At 72.3% G+C, this 14,661-nt stretch carries 18 protein-coding genes; 10 read left to right on the top strand and 8 right to left on the bottom strand.

The features are described 5' to 3' along the window. Nucleotides 1-146: 146 nt before the first annotated feature. Both msrA and msrB read right to left on the bottom strand, forming a co-directional pair. Nucleotides 147-668 carry a peptide-methionine (S)-S-oxide reductase MsrA gene (gene msrA, locus GQQ95_RS04435; protein ID WP_157426430.1) on the bottom strand — a complete coding sequence of 174 codons (522 nt, stop codon included), beginning with the start codon at nucleotides 666-668 and terminating at the stop codon, nucleotides 147-149. Beyond that, nucleotides 665-1,153, bottom strand: a complete 489-nt coding sequence (msrB, locus tag GQQ95_RS04430) for a peptide-methionine (R)-S-oxide reductase MsrB (protein WP_157426429.1) — start codon at nucleotides 1,151-1,153, stop codon at nucleotides 665-667. Before msrB ends, msrA begins: the two co-directional genes overlap by 4 nt. A 233-nt stretch (nucleotides 1,154-1,386) precedes the next feature. On the opposite strand from msrB, the gene GQQ95_RS04425 reads away from it, so the two are divergent. The 7 genes from GQQ95_RS04425 (at nucleotide 1,387) to ligD (ending at nucleotide 8,228) form a co-directional block, all read left to right on the top strand. Continuing rightward, nucleotides 1,387-3,099 carry a cation:proton antiporter gene (locus GQQ95_RS04425; RefSeq protein ID WP_157426428.1) on the top strand — a complete coding sequence of 571 codons (1,713 nt, stop codon included), beginning with the start codon at nucleotides 1,387-1,389 and terminating at the stop codon, nucleotides 3,097-3,099. Nucleotides 3,100-3,256: 157 nt separating this feature from the next. Then, nucleotides 3,257-4,207 carry an aggregation-promoting factor C-terminal-like domain-containing protein gene (locus GQQ95_RS04420; protein WP_157426427.1) on the top strand — a complete coding sequence of 317 codons (951 nt, stop codon included), beginning with the start codon at nucleotides 3,257-3,259 and terminating at the stop codon, nucleotides 4,205-4,207. A 146-nt stretch (nucleotides 4,208-4,353) separates the two neighbouring features. After that, the gene (locus tag GQQ95_RS04415; RefSeq protein ID WP_246205173.1) at nucleotides 4,354-5,433 is read left to right on the top strand and encodes a YihY/virulence factor BrkB family protein; all 1,080 of its coding nucleotides are present in this window, start codon (nucleotides 4,354-4,356) and stop codon (nucleotides 5,431-5,433) included. Beyond that, a complete protein-coding gene (locus GQQ95_RS04410; RefSeq protein WP_157426426.1) occupies nucleotides 5,430-6,002 on the top strand; it encodes a nitroreductase family deazaflavin-dependent oxidoreductase in 573 nt (190 codons plus the stop codon). Before GQQ95_RS04415 ends, GQQ95_RS04410 begins: the two co-directional genes overlap by 4 nt. Nucleotides 6,003-6,006: 4 nt before the next feature. Continuing rightward, nucleotides 6,007-6,783, top strand: coding sequence for a lysophospholipid acyltransferase family protein (locus tag GQQ95_RS04405; protein ID WP_157426425.1), 777 nt, complete (start codon nucleotides 6,007-6,009; stop codon nucleotides 6,781-6,783). Nucleotides 6,784-6,866: 83 nt separating this feature from the next. After that, the gene (locus GQQ95_RS04400; protein ID WP_157426424.1) at nucleotides 6,867-7,139 is read left to right on the top strand and encodes a DUF2277 domain-containing protein; all 273 of its coding nucleotides are present in this window, start codon (nucleotides 6,867-6,869) and stop codon (nucleotides 7,137-7,139) included. A gap of 48 nt (nucleotides 7,140-7,187) precedes the next feature. Then, nucleotides 7,188-8,228: a non-homologous end-joining DNA ligase gene (gene ligD / locus GQQ95_RS04395; RefSeq protein WP_157426423.1), complete on the top strand. Its 1,041-nt coding sequence runs from the start codon at nucleotides 7,188-7,190 to the stop codon at nucleotides 8,226-8,228. A gap of 18 nt (nucleotides 8,229-8,246) precedes the next feature. Here the strand turns inward: ligD and GQQ95_RS04390 are convergent, their stop codons facing one another. Both GQQ95_RS04390 and GQQ95_RS04385 read right to left on the bottom strand, forming a co-directional pair. Then, a complete protein-coding gene (locus tag GQQ95_RS04390) occupies nucleotides 8,247-9,071 on the bottom strand; it encodes an isocitrate lyase/PEP mutase family protein (protein ID WP_157426422.1) in 825 nt (274 codons plus the stop codon). Next, complete coding sequence (locus GQQ95_RS04385; protein WP_157426421.1) at nucleotides 9,068-9,970, bottom strand: hypothetical protein; 903 nt, start codon at nucleotides 9,968-9,970, stop codon at nucleotides 9,068-9,070. The genes GQQ95_RS04390 and GQQ95_RS04385 overlap by 4 nt, the downstream gene beginning before the upstream one ends. Before the next feature lie 64 nt (nucleotides 9,971-10,034). Between GQQ95_RS04385 and GQQ95_RS04380 the strand changes: the two genes are divergently transcribed. After that, nucleotides 10,035-10,736, top strand: a complete 702-nt coding sequence (locus tag GQQ95_RS04380) for an ArsR/SmtB family transcription factor (RefSeq protein WP_157426420.1) — start codon at nucleotides 10,035-10,037, stop codon at nucleotides 10,734-10,736. Between the two features lies 1 nt (nucleotide 10,737). Here GQQ95_RS04380 and GQQ95_RS04375 read toward each other — a convergent pair whose 3' ends face one another. After that, nucleotides 10,738-11,397 carry a GTP pyrophosphokinase gene (locus GQQ95_RS04375; protein WP_157426473.1) on the bottom strand — a complete coding sequence of 220 codons (660 nt, stop codon included), beginning with the start codon at nucleotides 11,395-11,397 and terminating at the stop codon, nucleotides 10,738-10,740. A 221-nt stretch (nucleotides 11,398-11,618) separates the two neighbouring features. On the opposite strand from GQQ95_RS04375, the gene GQQ95_RS04370 reads away from it, so the two are divergent. Then, complete coding sequence (locus tag GQQ95_RS04370; protein ID WP_170296955.1) at nucleotides 11,619-12,488, top strand: MBL fold metallo-hydrolase; 870 nt, start codon at nucleotides 11,619-11,621, stop codon at nucleotides 12,486-12,488. A gap of 5 nt (nucleotides 12,489-12,493) precedes the next feature. Here the strand turns inward: GQQ95_RS04370 and GQQ95_RS04365 are convergent, their stop codons facing one another. Beyond that, nucleotides 12,494-12,904: a YchJ family protein gene (locus GQQ95_RS04365; protein WP_157426418.1), complete on the bottom strand. Its 411-nt coding sequence runs from the start codon at nucleotides 12,902-12,904 to the stop codon at nucleotides 12,494-12,496. A gap of 155 nt (nucleotides 12,905-13,059) precedes the next feature. Between GQQ95_RS04365 and GQQ95_RS04360 the strand changes: the two genes are divergently transcribed. Continuing rightward, nucleotides 13,060-13,908: an aggregation-promoting factor C-terminal-like domain-containing protein gene (locus tag GQQ95_RS04360; RefSeq protein WP_157426417.1), complete on the top strand. Its 849-nt coding sequence runs from the start codon at nucleotides 13,060-13,062 to the stop codon at nucleotides 13,906-13,908. A 58-nt stretch (nucleotides 13,909-13,966) separates the two neighbouring features. Here the strand turns inward: GQQ95_RS04360 and GQQ95_RS04355 are convergent, their stop codons facing one another. Both GQQ95_RS04355 and GQQ95_RS04350 read right to left on the bottom strand, forming a co-directional pair. Continuing rightward, nucleotides 13,967-14,260: a GNAT family N-acetyltransferase gene (locus GQQ95_RS04355; protein ID WP_157426416.1), complete on the bottom strand. Its 294-nt coding sequence runs from the start codon at nucleotides 14,258-14,260 to the stop codon at nucleotides 13,967-13,969. A gap of 4 nt (nucleotides 14,261-14,264) precedes the next feature. Then, nucleotides 14,265-14,654: an RNA-binding S4 domain-containing protein gene (locus tag GQQ95_RS04350; RefSeq protein ID WP_157426415.1), complete on the bottom strand. Its 390-nt coding sequence runs from the start codon at nucleotides 14,652-14,654 to the stop codon at nucleotides 14,265-14,267. Nucleotides 14,655-14,661: the final 7 nt, after the last annotated feature.

Genomic DNA, 14,661 nt, shown 5'->3' with positions numbered 1-14,661 from the left:
GGATTCAGCACACCCATGCGCTCCAGCCTACGTTCGCCCCGCTGTGACCCGGCCCAAAGCCCCGAGACGACGGATGCCCCGCCGGATCGGGATCCGGCGGGGCATCCGCTCTCGTGCTCACCGCGCCGCGGGTCGTGCCCGGGCGATCAGGCCACGGGGGAGGCGTCGCGCTTGGGCAGCTTCCAGCCCGGGCGCACGTAATGGCACGTGTACCCGTTGGGGTACTTCTCGAGGTAGTCCTGGTGCTCGGGCTCGGCCTCCCAGAAAGGGGCGGCCTCCTCGATCGTCGTGACGACCTTGGCGGGCCAGAGGCCCGACGCGTCGACGTCGGCGATCGTGTCGAGCGCGGTCTCCTGCTGCTCGGGGCTCTGCGGGAAGATCGCCGACCGGTAGCTCGTGCCGATGTCGTTGCCCTGACGGTTCAGGGTCGACGGGTCGTGCACCTGGAAGAAGAACTCCAGCAGCTCGCGGTAGCTCGTCACGGTCGGGTCGAAGACGATCTCGATCGCCTCGGCGTGGCCCGGGTGGTTGCGGTAGGTGGGCTCGGCGTTGCTGCCGCCCGTGTAGCCCACGCGGGTGGACACGATGCCCGGGCGCTTGCGGATCAGGTCCTGCATGCCCCAGAAGCAGCCGCCGGCGAGGATCGCGGTCTCGGTCGGGTTGGTCATGATGCGTTCTCCTTCTCGGACGCCGCGCCCGCGTCATCCGTCGTCGTGAACAGGCTGCGGAAGTCGCCGTAGCCCTGCTCCTCGAGCTCGGCCACCGGCACGAAGCGCAGTGCGGCCGAGTTCATGCAGTATCGAAGTCCGCCGGCGTCGGCGGGCCCGTCGTCGAACACGTGTCCGAGGTGGCTGTCGGCACCGGACGAGCGTACCTCCACGCGCTTCATCCAGAGGGTGCGGTCGACATGCTCGGTCACGGCCGTCGCCTCGAGCGGCTTCGTGAAGCTCGGCCAGCCCGACCGGCTGTCGTACTTGTCGGTCGAGGAGAAGAGCGGCTGCCCGGAGACCACGTCGACGTAGATGCCGTCCTCGTGGTTGTCCCAGTACTCGTTGCGGAACGCGGGCTCGGTGCCCTCGTCCTGCGTGACCTTGCGCTGGAGGGGGGTGAGGCGCGCGATGGCCTCGGGAGTGCTGCGGTAGTCGTTCGACATTCGTTCCTCCTTCATGGGGCACCGCTGGCTGCGGCACCCTCGTCGGTCGCGATCGCCTGCGCGGCGCGACACTGGAGAAAACCATCGAGGGACCCCGGCTGTTCCGGATGCTGCGCCCGCACGCTGTGAGTTCGCCGTGAGGCGTTCCGTGACACCTCGCACCGCGTGCGCCAGACTTTCCCCATCGCCGCCGGTCGGATGCCGCGACGGGCCGATCTCCGAGGGGAATGCGCATGGAGTTGCTGGTCGTGGTCGTGCTCGGGCTGCTGGGCATCGCCGCGGCGACGGCGTTCGGGCCGAGGCTCGGCGTCGCCGCGCCGTTGATCCTCGTCGTCATCGGCATCGGGGCGAGCCTGCTCCCGTTCGTGCCGGAGGTCGAAGTCGATCCCGAGTGGATCCTCGCGGGCGTGCTGCCGCCGCTGCTCTACTCCGCGTCGGTGCAGATGCCCGCGATGGAGTTCCGCCGGGAGTTCAGCGCGATCGGTGGACTCTCGGTCGGCCTCGTCGTCGTGAGCTCCGTCCTGCTCGGCCTGCTCTTCTCGTGGGTGATCCCCGAGCTCGGGCTGGCGGGGGGCATCGCGCTCGGCGCGATCGTGAGCCCGACCGATGCGGTCGCCACCTCGATCGTGAAGCGCGTGGGCGTGAGCCCGCGCATCGTCACGGTGCTCGAGGGGGAGAGCCTGCTGAACGATGCGACGGCGCTCGTGCTCCTGCGATCGGCGATCGTCGCGACCGCGGCATCCATCACCTTCTGGGAGGTGATCGGCGACTTCGTGTTCGCCGTCGTCGTCGCGATCGTGATCGGCTTCGTGGTCGGCAAGGCGAACCTGTGGGTGCGCGAGCGGGTCAAGGACCCCACCGTGAACACCGTCATCTCGTTCACGGTGCCCTTCCTCGCCTCGGTCCCGAGCGAGGCGCTCGGCGCCTCGGGGCTCGTCGCGGCCGTGGTCGCCGGCCTCGTGACCGGTCGCGGGGCCGTGAAGCGCCTCTCGCCACAGCATCGCGCGTCCGACACCCAGGCGTGGCGCACGGTCGAGCTGATCCTCGAGGGCGCCATCTTCCTCGTGATGGGGCTGGAGATGTCCGCCATCATGTCCGACGTGCAGGGCGGGCGCGCGGGCATCGTGAGCGGGCTCGTCATCGCCGGGCTCGCCCTGCTCGCGGTGACGATCGTCCGCGCCGCGTTCGTCTTCCCGACGCTCGGGCTGCAGCGCCGGCGTGCGCGACGCAGCGCCGAGATGCGCGAGCAGCTGACGAGCATGCAGGACCGCCTCGACGCCGTCGACGAGGAGCATCCGCTGAAGCTCGAGCGGCGGGGCGGACCGCAGCTCGGCACCACCGGTCGGGAGGTCCCGAAGGAGCGCCTCGCCCTCTTCCGGCGGCGGGTCAACCGCAAGGTGGCCGACATCGACTACTTCACGGCCGAGCCACTCGGCTGGCGCGAGGGCGCGGTCATCGTGTGGGCGGGCATGCGGGGGGCCGTCACCCTGGCCGCGGCGCAGACGCTGCCGGCGGACACCCCCGACCGGTCGCTGCTCGTGTTCGTGGCGTTCGTGGTCGCCGCGGCCTCGCTCATCGTCCAGGGCGGCACGCTGCCGATGCTCGTGAAGTGGGTGAAGCCGGCACGGCACGACCAGGCGGCCATCGACGCCGATCGCGAGCAGCTCGACGCCATGCTGCGCGACATCGCGAGGGAGCGCATCGAGGAGGCGAAGGCCGCGGCCGAGCGCGGCGAGGCCGAGCCGGTCCCCGCCCGCGGCTATGCGTTCCGCCTCGGGGTGATCGACGCGCAGCGGAAGGCGCTGTGGGCCCAGCGCGACGAAGGACGCTTCAGCTCGGAGGCGCTCACCGAGGCGCTCGCGGCGCTCGACGCGACCCAGATCAGCCTCGAACTGCACGTGCATCTCGACGACCAGGCGGAGGGAAGGCCCGATTCCCGATCCTGAGCATTCGTCAACAGTTCGGATGAGATTCACAGGGAAAGGTGAGGGGTTGTACAGAACCTCTCGGCAGACTGGCGACTTCGCCCGGGCGCCCCCGCGTCCGTGGAACGCCGAGACCAGGTTCGACGCACTCCGGTGCGGCGTGCCGCCCGTGAAAGACATGCAGAACCAGACTCTTCAGACTCCCCCCAACGCATCCGAGCCCGAGAACCAGGAGACCTCCCGTCGCGGGAGGCGCCTGACGGACTCTGCCCACCGCTTCCGTGCCCCGCTGATCACGGCGGGCGCCATCGTCGCCGTCGGCGCACTGGTCGGCACCGGCTACGCCGTGCAGAGCGGCGCCGACGCGAAGGCGAAGAGCGTGGCCGCCACACAGGCGCTCTCCCTCGCCGCCGAGCGCGACTCCGTGCAGAACCGCGCCGTCGACCACAGCGCCGTCCTCGACGTGCGTGCCGCGAAGCAGGCTGAGGACACGCTCAGCGTGGCGAACTCCGCCATCGCCGCGGCGAAGGGCAAGGCCGACGCCAGCGCGCTCGCGACGACCGTCGCGGCCCTCGACTCCTACGAGCTGCTGAGCCCGCGCAAGGTCTTCGAGCTCGTCGACACGACCGAGGCGCAGACGGGCCAGGTCCAGAAGGCCGTCGCCGAGGCCGACCGCGTCGCCGCGGAGGCGGCCGCGAAGGCCGCCGCCGAGGCCGAGGCGGCCGCGAAGGCCGAGGCCGAAGCCGCTGCTCGCGAGGCCGAGGAGGCCTCGGCCGGCGAGTCCTCGTCCGGCGGCGGCTTCGTCGCCCCGAGCGCACCCTCCAACCCGAGCGAGGCCCAGGCCATCGCTCGCGACATGATCGCCTCCCGCTACGGCTGGGGCGACGACCAGTTCGGCTGCCTCGTGGCCCTCTGGGACCGCGAGTCCGGCTGGAACGTGTACGCCTCCAACCCGAGCGGCGCCTACGGCATCCCGCAGGCCCTGCCCGGCAGCAAGATGTCCACCGCCGGCGCCGACTGGGAGACCAACGCCGCCACGCAGATCTCGTGGGGCCTCGGCTACATCGTGGGCCGCTACGGCGACGCCTGCGGCGCCTACAACACGGCGCTGTCGCAGGGCTGGTACTGATCGGCGGCGGTTGCCCCGCCGCAGCGACGTGACGGCGCCCCGGCTTCGGCCGGGGCGCCGTCGTCGTTCCGTCGGCGCCGCATGCGGGTGCGCGGCGTCCGTGTCAAGCGCCTGCACGCGGCATCCGCCCTCGATACGCTGACGGCATGGGGGATGACGCGACCGAACCGGCCGGCAGGGCATCGGTGCCGTTCATGGAGCGCATCCGGCGCCTGACGGCGTGGGCGCTCGCGCTCAAGCCCGTCCGTGCCTACCTGCTCTACATGGAGCACCACGGCGCCGCACTGGCCGACAGCGTGACCTACCGCACCCTGTTCTCGGTGTTCGCGGGCACGTTCCTCGGATTCGCCATCGCGGGCGTCTGGCTCGCCGGGAACCCGGTCGCGCTCGAGGCGCTGGTGACGACCGTCGGGGAGGCGATCCCGGGGCTCGTCGGCAAGGGCGCGCTGATCGACCCCGACGACCTCGTGCAGCCGATCACCCTCACCATCGCGGGTGCGATCGCCCTGGTCGGCCTCGTCTTCGCCGCGATCGGCGCGATCGGCTCGCTGCGCGTCGCGATCCGGAACCTTGGCGACCGGCCCGACTCGCAGACCTTCTTCCTCTGGGTGATGCTGCGCGACCTGGCCCTGGCCATCGGCTTCGGCGGCGCCCTCCTCGTCGCGGCGGCCGTGACCTTCTTCAGCACCTCGGCCATCGGCATCCTCTTCGGCTGGTTCGGTCTCTCGACGGAGGATGAGGGCTACGAGTGGACGACGCGGCTCGTCTCGATCCTCGTGATCTTCGCGATCGACACGGTCGTCGTCGCCGCGATGTTCCGCATCCTCTCGGGCATGCGCCCCTCCGGGCGCACGCTCTGGGTCGGCGCGCTGATCGGCGGCTTCGGGCTCACCGTGCTGCAGCAGCTCTCCGGCCTGTTCGTGGGCGGCGCCACGAGCAATCCGCTGCTCGCGTCCTTCGGCTCGCTCATCGCCCTGCTGCTCTGGCTGAACCTCTCGAGCCAGGTGATCCTGCTCGCCTCCGCGTACATCATCACGGGCATCGACGAGGAACGAGACCGCGTGAGCGCGAGGCACGGCGCCCCCACGGTCGCGATTCGGCGCCTGCGACGGGCCGAGCGACGGGCAGCGGATGCCGCGGCAGAACTCACCGCCGCCCGCGAGGCGGTGGCGGCCGAACGGGGCACCGGGCCTGGCGCGTCCGACGGGGACGGGAGCCGCACATGAGGTCCGTGCTGACGGTGGTTCGCGCCGCGGTCGCGCCCCTCACCCGCACGCGGGCGTTCCGCGCGATCGGGCCGGTCCTCCTGCCCCCGATCGAACGCGTCCTGCGGTGGCTGACGCACGGCCGCGTCCAGCTGAGCGGGCTGCTCGTGCCCTCGCTCGTGCTGCACACCACGGGGGCGAAGTCCGGTGAGCCGCGCGCCACCTACCTGATGTACACGCCCGACGGACACGGGCGGGCGATCGTCGCGGGCACGACGTTCGCGCAGGCGAAGCATCCCGGGTGGACCTACAACCTGCTGCGGCATCCGGATGCCTCGATCACGGTGCGCGGGCGCGAGCTGGCCGTCCGGGCCGAGCTGATCGCCGACCCGGCGGCGCGGGAGGCCGCCTGGGCCAGGATCGAGTCGCAGTGGCCGGGGTACCGCGGGTACGAGCGCGATTCCGGCCGAACCGTCCGGCTGTTCCTGCTGCGGCCGGTGGGCGAGAGCCCTGCCGTTGCCGTTGCCGATGCCGGTGCGGCGCGCCGTCGTCCCACTACAGCCCCTGCACAGGCCCGCTCCCTACGCTGATCACATGACCCGACGACGCGCGAGCGAACCGATCTACAGCACGGCCATCGTCGCCGGGCGCGGACTCTTCGGGCTCTGGGGACTCAAGCGCAGGGTCATCGGGGTCGAGCACGTGCCCGTGGCCGGCGGGGCGGTGCTCGCCATGACCCATTTCGGCTACCTCGAGTTCGCCCTGGTGGAATGGGTCACCTGGCTCGCGAACCGCCGCCGCATCCGATTCATGGCCAAGCAGTCCGTGTTCGACTCGCCGGTCACCGGCCCGCTGATGCGCGGCATGCGCCACATCGCCGTCGACATGAAGGCGGGCGCCGCGTCCTATGCCAAGGCCGTGCAGGCGCTGCGCGACGGCGAACTGCTCGGCGTCTTCCCCGAGGCCGGCGTCAGCGCGTCCTTCACCGTGCGCGAGCTCAAGACGGGCGCGGCACGCCTCGCGGCCGAGGCCGGCGTCCCCATCATCCCCGTCGCGGTGTGGGGCGGCCAGCGACTTCTCACGAAGGGCCATCGCATCGGGTTCTTCCAGCGATTCGGGGTTCCGGTGCAGTTCGCGTTCGGCGCGCCGATCACGGTCGGCGCCGATGAGGACGCCCGCGTCGCGACCGAGCGGCTGAGGGTTCGACTGCAGGAACTCGTCGACCGACTGCAGCGCGAGTATCCCGTCGACGGCACGGGGGCCTGGTGGCAGCCGCGACACCTCGGCGGCACCGCGCCGACGCCCGAGGAGGCCGCCGCATCGGACGCCGCGCGCGACGCCGCCCGCGAGGCGCGACGCGACGCGGCCTGAACGGCGGGCTCGCGCGGCCGCCGGCCGCCCCGACGGGCGGACCGAGGCGAGACATCCTCGAGACCTCGTCGTAGGCTGTCGGCATGTGCAGGAACATCCACACCCTCCACAACTTCGAACCCGCCGCGACGAGCGCCGAGGTGCACGCCGCGGCGCTGCAGTACGTGCGCAAGGTCAGCGGCTCCACCAAGCCGTCCAAGGCGAACGCCGAGGCCTTCGAGCGCGCGGTCGCCGAGATCGCGCACATCACGCAGCACCTGCTCGACGACCTCGTCACCACGGCGCCGCCGAAGGATCGCGAGGTCGAGGCGCAGAAGGCCCGCGAGCGTTCCGCGAAGCGGTACGCGGCGGCGTGAGCCGGCCGCCCTCGCGCACCGTCGGCGGCGTGGGGTAGCGTCGCAGCCATGGCAGGCGACGCGGCACAGCTCACCGTTCCCTCTCCCGACGGCGAGCGGCAGATGCGCATCTCGTCGCCCTCGCGCGTGCTCTGGCCCGAGGTCGGCATCACCAAGCTCGAGCTCGCCGAGTACCTCGTCGCGGTGGGCCCGGCGTTCATCGAGGCCAACGGCGGCCGGCCGGTGTCGCTGCAGCGATTCCCCGAGGGCGTCGACGGCGAGCAGTTCTTCTCGAAGAACCCGCCGCGCGGGGCACCCGAATGGCTGAGGTCGGTCACCGTGACCTACCCCAGCGGCCGGCGGCATCCGCAGGTCGTGCTCGACGAACCGGCCGGCGCGGTGTGGGCGGCCCAGATGAACACGATCGTGTTCCACCCGTGGGCCTCGCGAGCCGAGAACACCGATCACCCCGACCAGTTGCGCATCGACCTCGACCCGCAGCCGGGCACCGGCTTCGCCGAGGCCGTGCCCATCGCACTCGCGCTCCGCGACCTGTTCGGCGAGGTCGGCCTCACGGCGTTCGTGAAGACCTCCGGCAGCCGCGGCATCCACGTGTTCGCCCCCATCGAGCCCGAGCACGAGTTCCTCGAGGTCCGGCATGCGGTCATCGCGCTCGGCCGGGAGCTCGAGCGCCGCATGCCCGAGCTGGTGACCACCAACTGGTGGAAGGAGGAGCGCGGCGACCGCATCTTCATCGACTACAACCAGGCCAATCGCGACCGCACCATGGCCGGCGCCTACAGCCCACGGCCGCTCCCGCACGCCTCCGTGTCGTGCCCGCTGGAGTGGAGCGAGCTCGAGACGACCGATCCCGCCCAGCACACCCTCCGCTCGGTGCCGCAGCGCCTCGCCGAGCGCGGCGACCCGTGGGCCGGCATGCACGAGCATCCCGGGCGCATCGACACGCTGCTCGAGTGGTGGCAGCGCGACCTCGACGACGGCCTCGGTGAACTCCCGTTCCCGCCCGACTTCCCCAAGATGCCCGGTGAGCCGATGCGCGTCCAGCCGAGCCGTGCGCGACACGACGCCGCCGCCGCCGACGACGACTGACGGGCTGTTCGGTCGCGTTCAGCCGCCCGAGCCCGTGATCCGCAGGACCTCGGCGTAGGTCGGCGTCCGTGGCGGCGCGACCCTCGATGCGAGGTCGCCCGAGCCGGAGCCGTCGCCGAGCACCTGGCCGAGCACCTCGTCGAGCGCACCGAGTGCCGCACGGAAGAGGAGCGACCCCGTGCTCACGCGTGCCACGCCCGCGGCGGCGAGGTCGTCGAACGTCGTGCCCGCCTGTACCAGGACGTTGAGCGGCGCGCCCACGGCCGCGGCGATCCCCGCGATGCGCGGGAGCGCGAGCACGCCCGGGACGAAGACCCCGGATGCGCCGGCGGAGACGTAACGACGGGCTCGCGCGACGGCGATCGCCTCCCGCTCCGCGTCGGACTCGCCCGCGCCGATCCAGTACGCGTCGGTGCGCGCGTTCAGGAAGAGGTCGGGCGCGGCGGCGCTCACCGCCGCCACCTTCGCCGCCGCGAGCTCGACGTCGAGGAGGCCTCCGGAGACGTCGGCGTCCTCGAGGTTCACGCCGAGGACGCCGAGTCCCGCGAGTCGGCGAGCGTAGGCGCCGACCTGGTCGGGGTCATCGGAGAAGCCCGCCTCGACGTCCACGGTGACGCCGATGCCGGCGGCGGTGAGTTCCTCAGCCAGGCGCATCGTCGCTGCGGCGGTCTCGCCGGCGCCGTCGCGAAGGCCGCTCGCGATCGCGACCCCGAGACTCGTCGTGCCGATCGCGTCGTACCCGCGGGCGGCCAGCCATCTCGCCGAAGCCGGGTCCCAGGCGTTCGGCAGCAGCAGCGGGTTCCCGGGTACGTGGCGCGCGGCGAACTCGGAGGGGCCGATCATCGGTCGCCGCCGGATCCGGCCGTCCGCGACGCGGACGATGCGTCGGTCGCGGCGAGCGGGTGGCCGTGCGCTCGAAGCACGTCGACCACCGCCGCCGCGATCGCCAGCGCGTGCGCCGGCGCCGGGCACGCACGCGGGCCCGAGCCGAACGCGAGCATCGATGCCGGATCGTCCGCCGCCGGGTGAGCCGCCGGATCGCCGAGCGGCAGCACCAGCACGGCGCCGTGCGGGTCGACGCGGCGGGTCGCGGGGACGGGCGGGCGGCGGGCGAGCGTCTGCACGAGGGCGGTGCGGGTGGAGACCGCCGGTGCGGCTGCGACGGCTGCGAGTGCGCCGTCGATGAGCGACGCGGTCGCGAGGCAGGACTGCACCAGGAGCTGCAGGTCGAGCGCCGCGTCACCGTCGACGGCGGCCTGGAGCGCAACGTCGACGGCGGCATCCGCGGCGTCGGCGGCGATCACGCCGTCGCCCTCGACCGCGGCGATGCCGGTCGGATACGCCGCGGCGATCGTCGCGACGAGTTGTGGAAGCCGCTCCGGCCGGTTGAAGCCGAGGTGCCGCGCAAGGCACGCCACCGGGATGCGCCGCGAGATCGTGAGGTCCGACAGGGTCGCGGCCGTCGATGCCGCCGTCGGCGCGGTCGGCGCGGTCGAGGCGGTGGACGCGGCTCGCGTCATCCGCGCGGCGGTCTCGGCCAGTTCCGCGGGATCGAGATCCGCGAGCCGCTGCTCGAGGCGTGCCCGGCGAACGTCGTGCGCGTCGCCGTTCACGAAGCGCGAGCTCGCCGCCCGGAAGCGTTCGATCGGGCGCGCGGATGCGGCATCCGCTTCGGGTACGCGCAGTGCGGGGTCCGCGAGGTGGCGCCGCACGGCTCCCGGATCGATGATCGTGGTGGTCATTCTTCGACGCTAGGGGCGGAAGACTTCGCCCGGCGACGAACCGTGCCCGGCGTACGCTGGCCTGGTGAACGGCGACGCAGACCTCTCGCATCCTGCCAGGCTCATGGGCGAGCCCGCGCGAGCGGCGATGCTCGTGGCCCTGCTCGACGGGGGAGCGCGGCCGGCGAGTGAACTGGCCGCCATCGCCGGCGTGCGCCCGCCGACGGCGAGTGCGCATCTCGCGCGACTCGTCGAGGGCGGGCTCCTGGTCGATCGACGGCTCGGCCGGCATCGGTACTTCCAGCTCGCGGATGCGAGCGTGGCCGATGCCGTCGAGGCGCTGCAGCGCATCTCGCCACGTCAGCGGGTGAGTTCGCTGCGGCAGTCCACCACGGCCGTCCGGCTCGGGGAGCTGCGCTCGTGCTACGACCACCTCGCCGGCCGCATCGCCCTGGCGATCGCGGACGTGCTCGTCGAGGAGGGCTCGATCGCGCCGCTCGTCGCGGGACGCGTCGGCGAGATCACCGGCGCAGGACCCCTTGCGCGGCGCCTCGGCCTCGACGGTGGCACAGGCGCGGGCCGATCGCTCCCGGGCACTCGTCGACCCGCCGTGCGCGGATGCCTCGACTGGACCGAGCGGCGGCCCCACGTCGCCGGAGCGTTCGGCGCGCAGATCCACCGGTCGTTCCTCGATCGCGGCTGGGCGGTCGGACTGCCGCGGGATCGCTCGCTGAAGCTCACCGCGGCCGGTCGCGAGGCGCTCGACGACGTCGTCGCGCTCGGCTGAGTCAGACCGCGACGGGGCGGATCGTCGGCGGCGACGTGGTGCCGGGAGTCGGACGCTCGCCGTGCAGCTCCCGGTGCAGCCGCTCCATGCGGGCATCGAGCTCGGACGCCGTGCGCGCGGCATCCGTGAGGTCCTCGAGCAGCTCGCTCGGAACCAGGCGGTCGTACTTGTAGTAGATCTTGTGCTCGAGGCTCGCCCAGAAGTCCATGGCGATCGTGCGCACCTGCACCTCGACGGGCACGTGGTGCGTGCCCGTCGAGAGGAAGACGGGCACCTCGACGATGAGGTGCAGGCTCTGGTACCCGTTGGCCTTCGGCTGCGCGATGTAGTCCTTGCGCTTCAGCACCCGGATGTCGCCCTGGGTCGTGAGGAGCTCCGCCACCCGGTACACGTCGGAGACGAAGCTGCAGGTCACGCGCACGCCGGCGATGTCGGTGATGGTCTCGCGGATGGCGTCGAAGCTCGGATCGAGGCCCTTGCGGTCCATCTTCTCGATGACGCTGTCGAGGCTCTTGAGCCGGCTCGAGATGTGCTCGATCGGGTTGTAGGCGTGGGTGTGGCCGAACTCCTCGCGGAGGATCGAGAGCTTGGTGATCACCTCGTCCATGCCGAACTTGTACCGCAGCATGAAGCGTTCGGTCTCGTCGCGGAGGCTCCGCATCTCGTCGAGGGTGCCGCCGTCGATGCCCTCCAGTGCCCGCTGGGCCCGTTCGGTCAGCGCGTGGGGCGCGTCGTCGTGGTGGGCGGCGTCATCGTTCGAACTCACGCCTGCCACCGTACGGGGGCAACCTCTGCATTCGCTTTGACGCCTGTTCAGGCGCGCGGATGCCGCGACCCGTGCCGGCTCCCGCTCCTCGCGTCGCGCGTCGGTACGCTCGTCCCATGTCGGCCTGGACTCGAATCGCACCGGGGGTGCATCAGCTGCGCGTCGGCGCCTTCGACCTGTCCGTCGTGGTCGTCGAGGGCGAGGACGGCCTGCTCGTCGTCGACTCCGGCGCGGACCCCGAGGAGGGGCGGGCGATCCTCACCGAGATCCGATCCCGGTTCGGCCGCCGCCGCATCGTGGGGCTCGTCAACACGCATGCGCATTTCGACCACACCTTCGGCAACCAGGCGTTCGGGCCGGGTTCCTCCGCGGATGCCCCGATCCACGGCCATGCCGCGATCGGGGCGCATTTCGCCGCCTACGAGGGGCCGCGCCTGGCGGCGTGGCGCGACGACCCCTCCCGCGAGCCCGATCGGCGCTGGCAGGACGTCGAACTCGTGGCGCCAACGCATCCGGTCGACCGGATGACCCGGCTCGATCTCGGCGGACGCGTCATCGAGCTGCGGCCGCAGTCCGAAGGGCACACCGACACCGACCTCGTCCTGTTCCTGCCGGCCGATCGGATCTGGATCCTCGGCGACCTCGTCGAGGAGTCGGGTCCGCCGATGTACGGATCCGGCAGCTATCCGCTCGGCTGGCCCGGCGTGCTCGAGGGCCTCGTCGCGGAGATGCGGCCCGGCGACCGCGTCATCCCGGGCCACGGAGCGGTCGTCGCGCCCGAATTCGTGACACGGCAGGCGGCAGCGCTCCGCCTCGTGGCCGATCGGCTCGCGGCCTCGCATGCCGGCGGCCTGAGCACGGTCGAGGCGCTTGCGGCGCACGAGCGGTGGCCCTTCCCGGCCGACGGACTCTCCGGTGCCGCCGAGCGCGCGTACGCGGCTCTGGACGGCCGGCCGCTCGACGAGGGAAGCATCGAGGACGCCTGAGGGCATCAGCCCGCGGCGTCGACGTAGAACCATCGCCCGCCCTCGCGGACGAACGTGCTCACCTCGTGCTGGCTGCCCCGTTCGCCGTGCCCTCGGGAGTGGGCGGTGAACTCCACGATGCCCTCCCGGTCGAGCGGACCGCCCCGGACGGTCCGGTCGATGTCGAGCCGCAGCCAGCGGGTGCCCGGGTCGAGTTCGAGGTCGGCGGGCCGGGTGGACGGATGCCACGTGGCGAGCAGGTACCCCACGTCGCCGACGGCGAACGCGGTGAACCTCGAGCGCATGAGCTGCTGGGCGGTCGGCGCCGCCTCGCCCGCCAGCCATCGGCCGCAGCACTCCCCGAACACGAGGCCGCTCGTGCACGGGCAGCGGGCGCCGGGCGCCGGCAACTCAGGGGATTCGGAGGATCGCGGCATCCCCCCAGTATTCCGGGCGTCGCGGTGCAGGCGGTCATGAACTGCACAGGAAGAAATGAGGGTCTGTACAGGATCGGCCGACAGAGTCACTGACTTGTGCCCGCGCTCGGCGGCGCCGCCCCCATCCCTGCCCCAACCCCGAGCACACAGGATTCATGCGAACCACTCCGAACACCGCGTCAGACCGCTCGAAGACCACCCCCGCATCCCACCCTCGCCGCACGCTCCGCTCGCGCCGGGTCGGACGTCGACGGCTCATCGCCGCCGGCGCCGTGCTCGCCGTCGGCGCCGTCGCCGGCTCCGGCTTCGCCGTGCAGAACGCCTTCGAGGCGGATGCGCGTGCGCAGGCCACCGCCCAGCTGACCAAGGCGACCGGGCTGAGCAGCGACTACCTCGGCGTCTACAGCGGCATCGCCGCGGCCAAGGTGCAGGCCCAGGCGGAGGACACGATCTCGCTCGCGACCGCGACCCTCGAGAAGGCGGACGGCAAGGTCGACGCCTCCGCGCTGCAGGCCTCCGTCGCCTCGCTGAGCGAGTACGAGAAGATCCCGACCGACGACGTCGTGGACCTCACGAAGCAGACGAAGGCCGTCGCCCAGGAGACCGCCGCGGCCACGACCGCGTTCGAGCAGGAGCAGGCCGCAGCGGCGGCGCAGGCCGCGGCCGAGGCCGCCCAGCAGCTCGCGAACGCCAACACGCCCGACGGCGCCCGGGCGACCGCCCGCGCGCTGGCCTCCTCAATGTACGGGTGGGGCGAGGACCAGTTCCAGTGCCTTGACAGCCTCTGGGCCAAGGAGTCCGGATGGTCGTACACCGCGTACAACGGCTCGAGCGGTGCGACCGGCATCCCGCAGTCGCTGCCCGGCAGCAAGATGGCCACCGCGGGCGCCGACTGGGCGACCAACGCCGCGACGCAGATCACGTGGGGCCTCGGCTACATCGCCGGCTCCTATGGATCGCCGTGCAGCGCCTGGTCGCACTCGCAGTCGGTCAACTGGTACTGATCGCTTCCGCGCTCGCGCGTATCGGCGACGGGCGGGCGCTCCGCTCGTCGCCGGCGGTTCAGGCCGTTCGCGGGCGAAGCAGGCCCGCACGCTCGGGGTGGTGGTCGAACCACTCGCCGACGTACCAGCAGCTCGGCACGATGTGCCGGGTCGAGTTGGCCTCCACGTCATCGACGGCGAAGGCGACGAGCTCGCCCGCGTACCCCGATCCGCGGTACGGCGGGTTCGTGAACGCCCGGGTCATCGCGATCGCGTCGCCGAGCACGCGGTAGTCGAGCACGCTCGCGATCTCGTCGTTCAGCCGGAGCACGTAGCGCCCGGCGTCCGGCTCGTGGGTGAACGCTCGCTGCATCGTCTCAGGCTACGCCGTCGCGTCCGCGGAGGCGCTCGAGGTCGCGGCGCTCGCGCTTCGTCGGACGGCCCGACCCGCGGTCGCGGACGGGCACGATCGGCACGCTCTCGCGGGGCGGGGGAGGCGGCGTCCGGTCCTCGACCGCGGTGGCCGCGACCGTCGCGGAGACCCGCTTGACGAGCGTCAGTCGCACGATGAGGTGCCGGTCGAAGCCCTCGACCCTGACGCGCACCTCGTCGCCGGGGCGAACCGTCTGCGCGGCCTTGGCCCGCTCGCCGTTCACGCGCACGTGGCCGGCCCGGCACGCAGCGGTCGCGGCCGACCTCGTCTTGAACTGGCGCACCGCCCAGAGCCAGGCGTCGATGCGCACGGGGGAGTCTCCAGGCGCGGGCATGCGCTCA

It is taken from the genome of Agromyces salentinus (assembly GCF_009749395.1).
Classification (GTDB): Bacteria; Actinomycetota; Actinomycetes; order Actinomycetales; family Microbacteriaceae; genus Agromyces; species Agromyces salentinus.
This window is presented reverse-complemented; position numbering and strand designations above follow the sequence as displayed.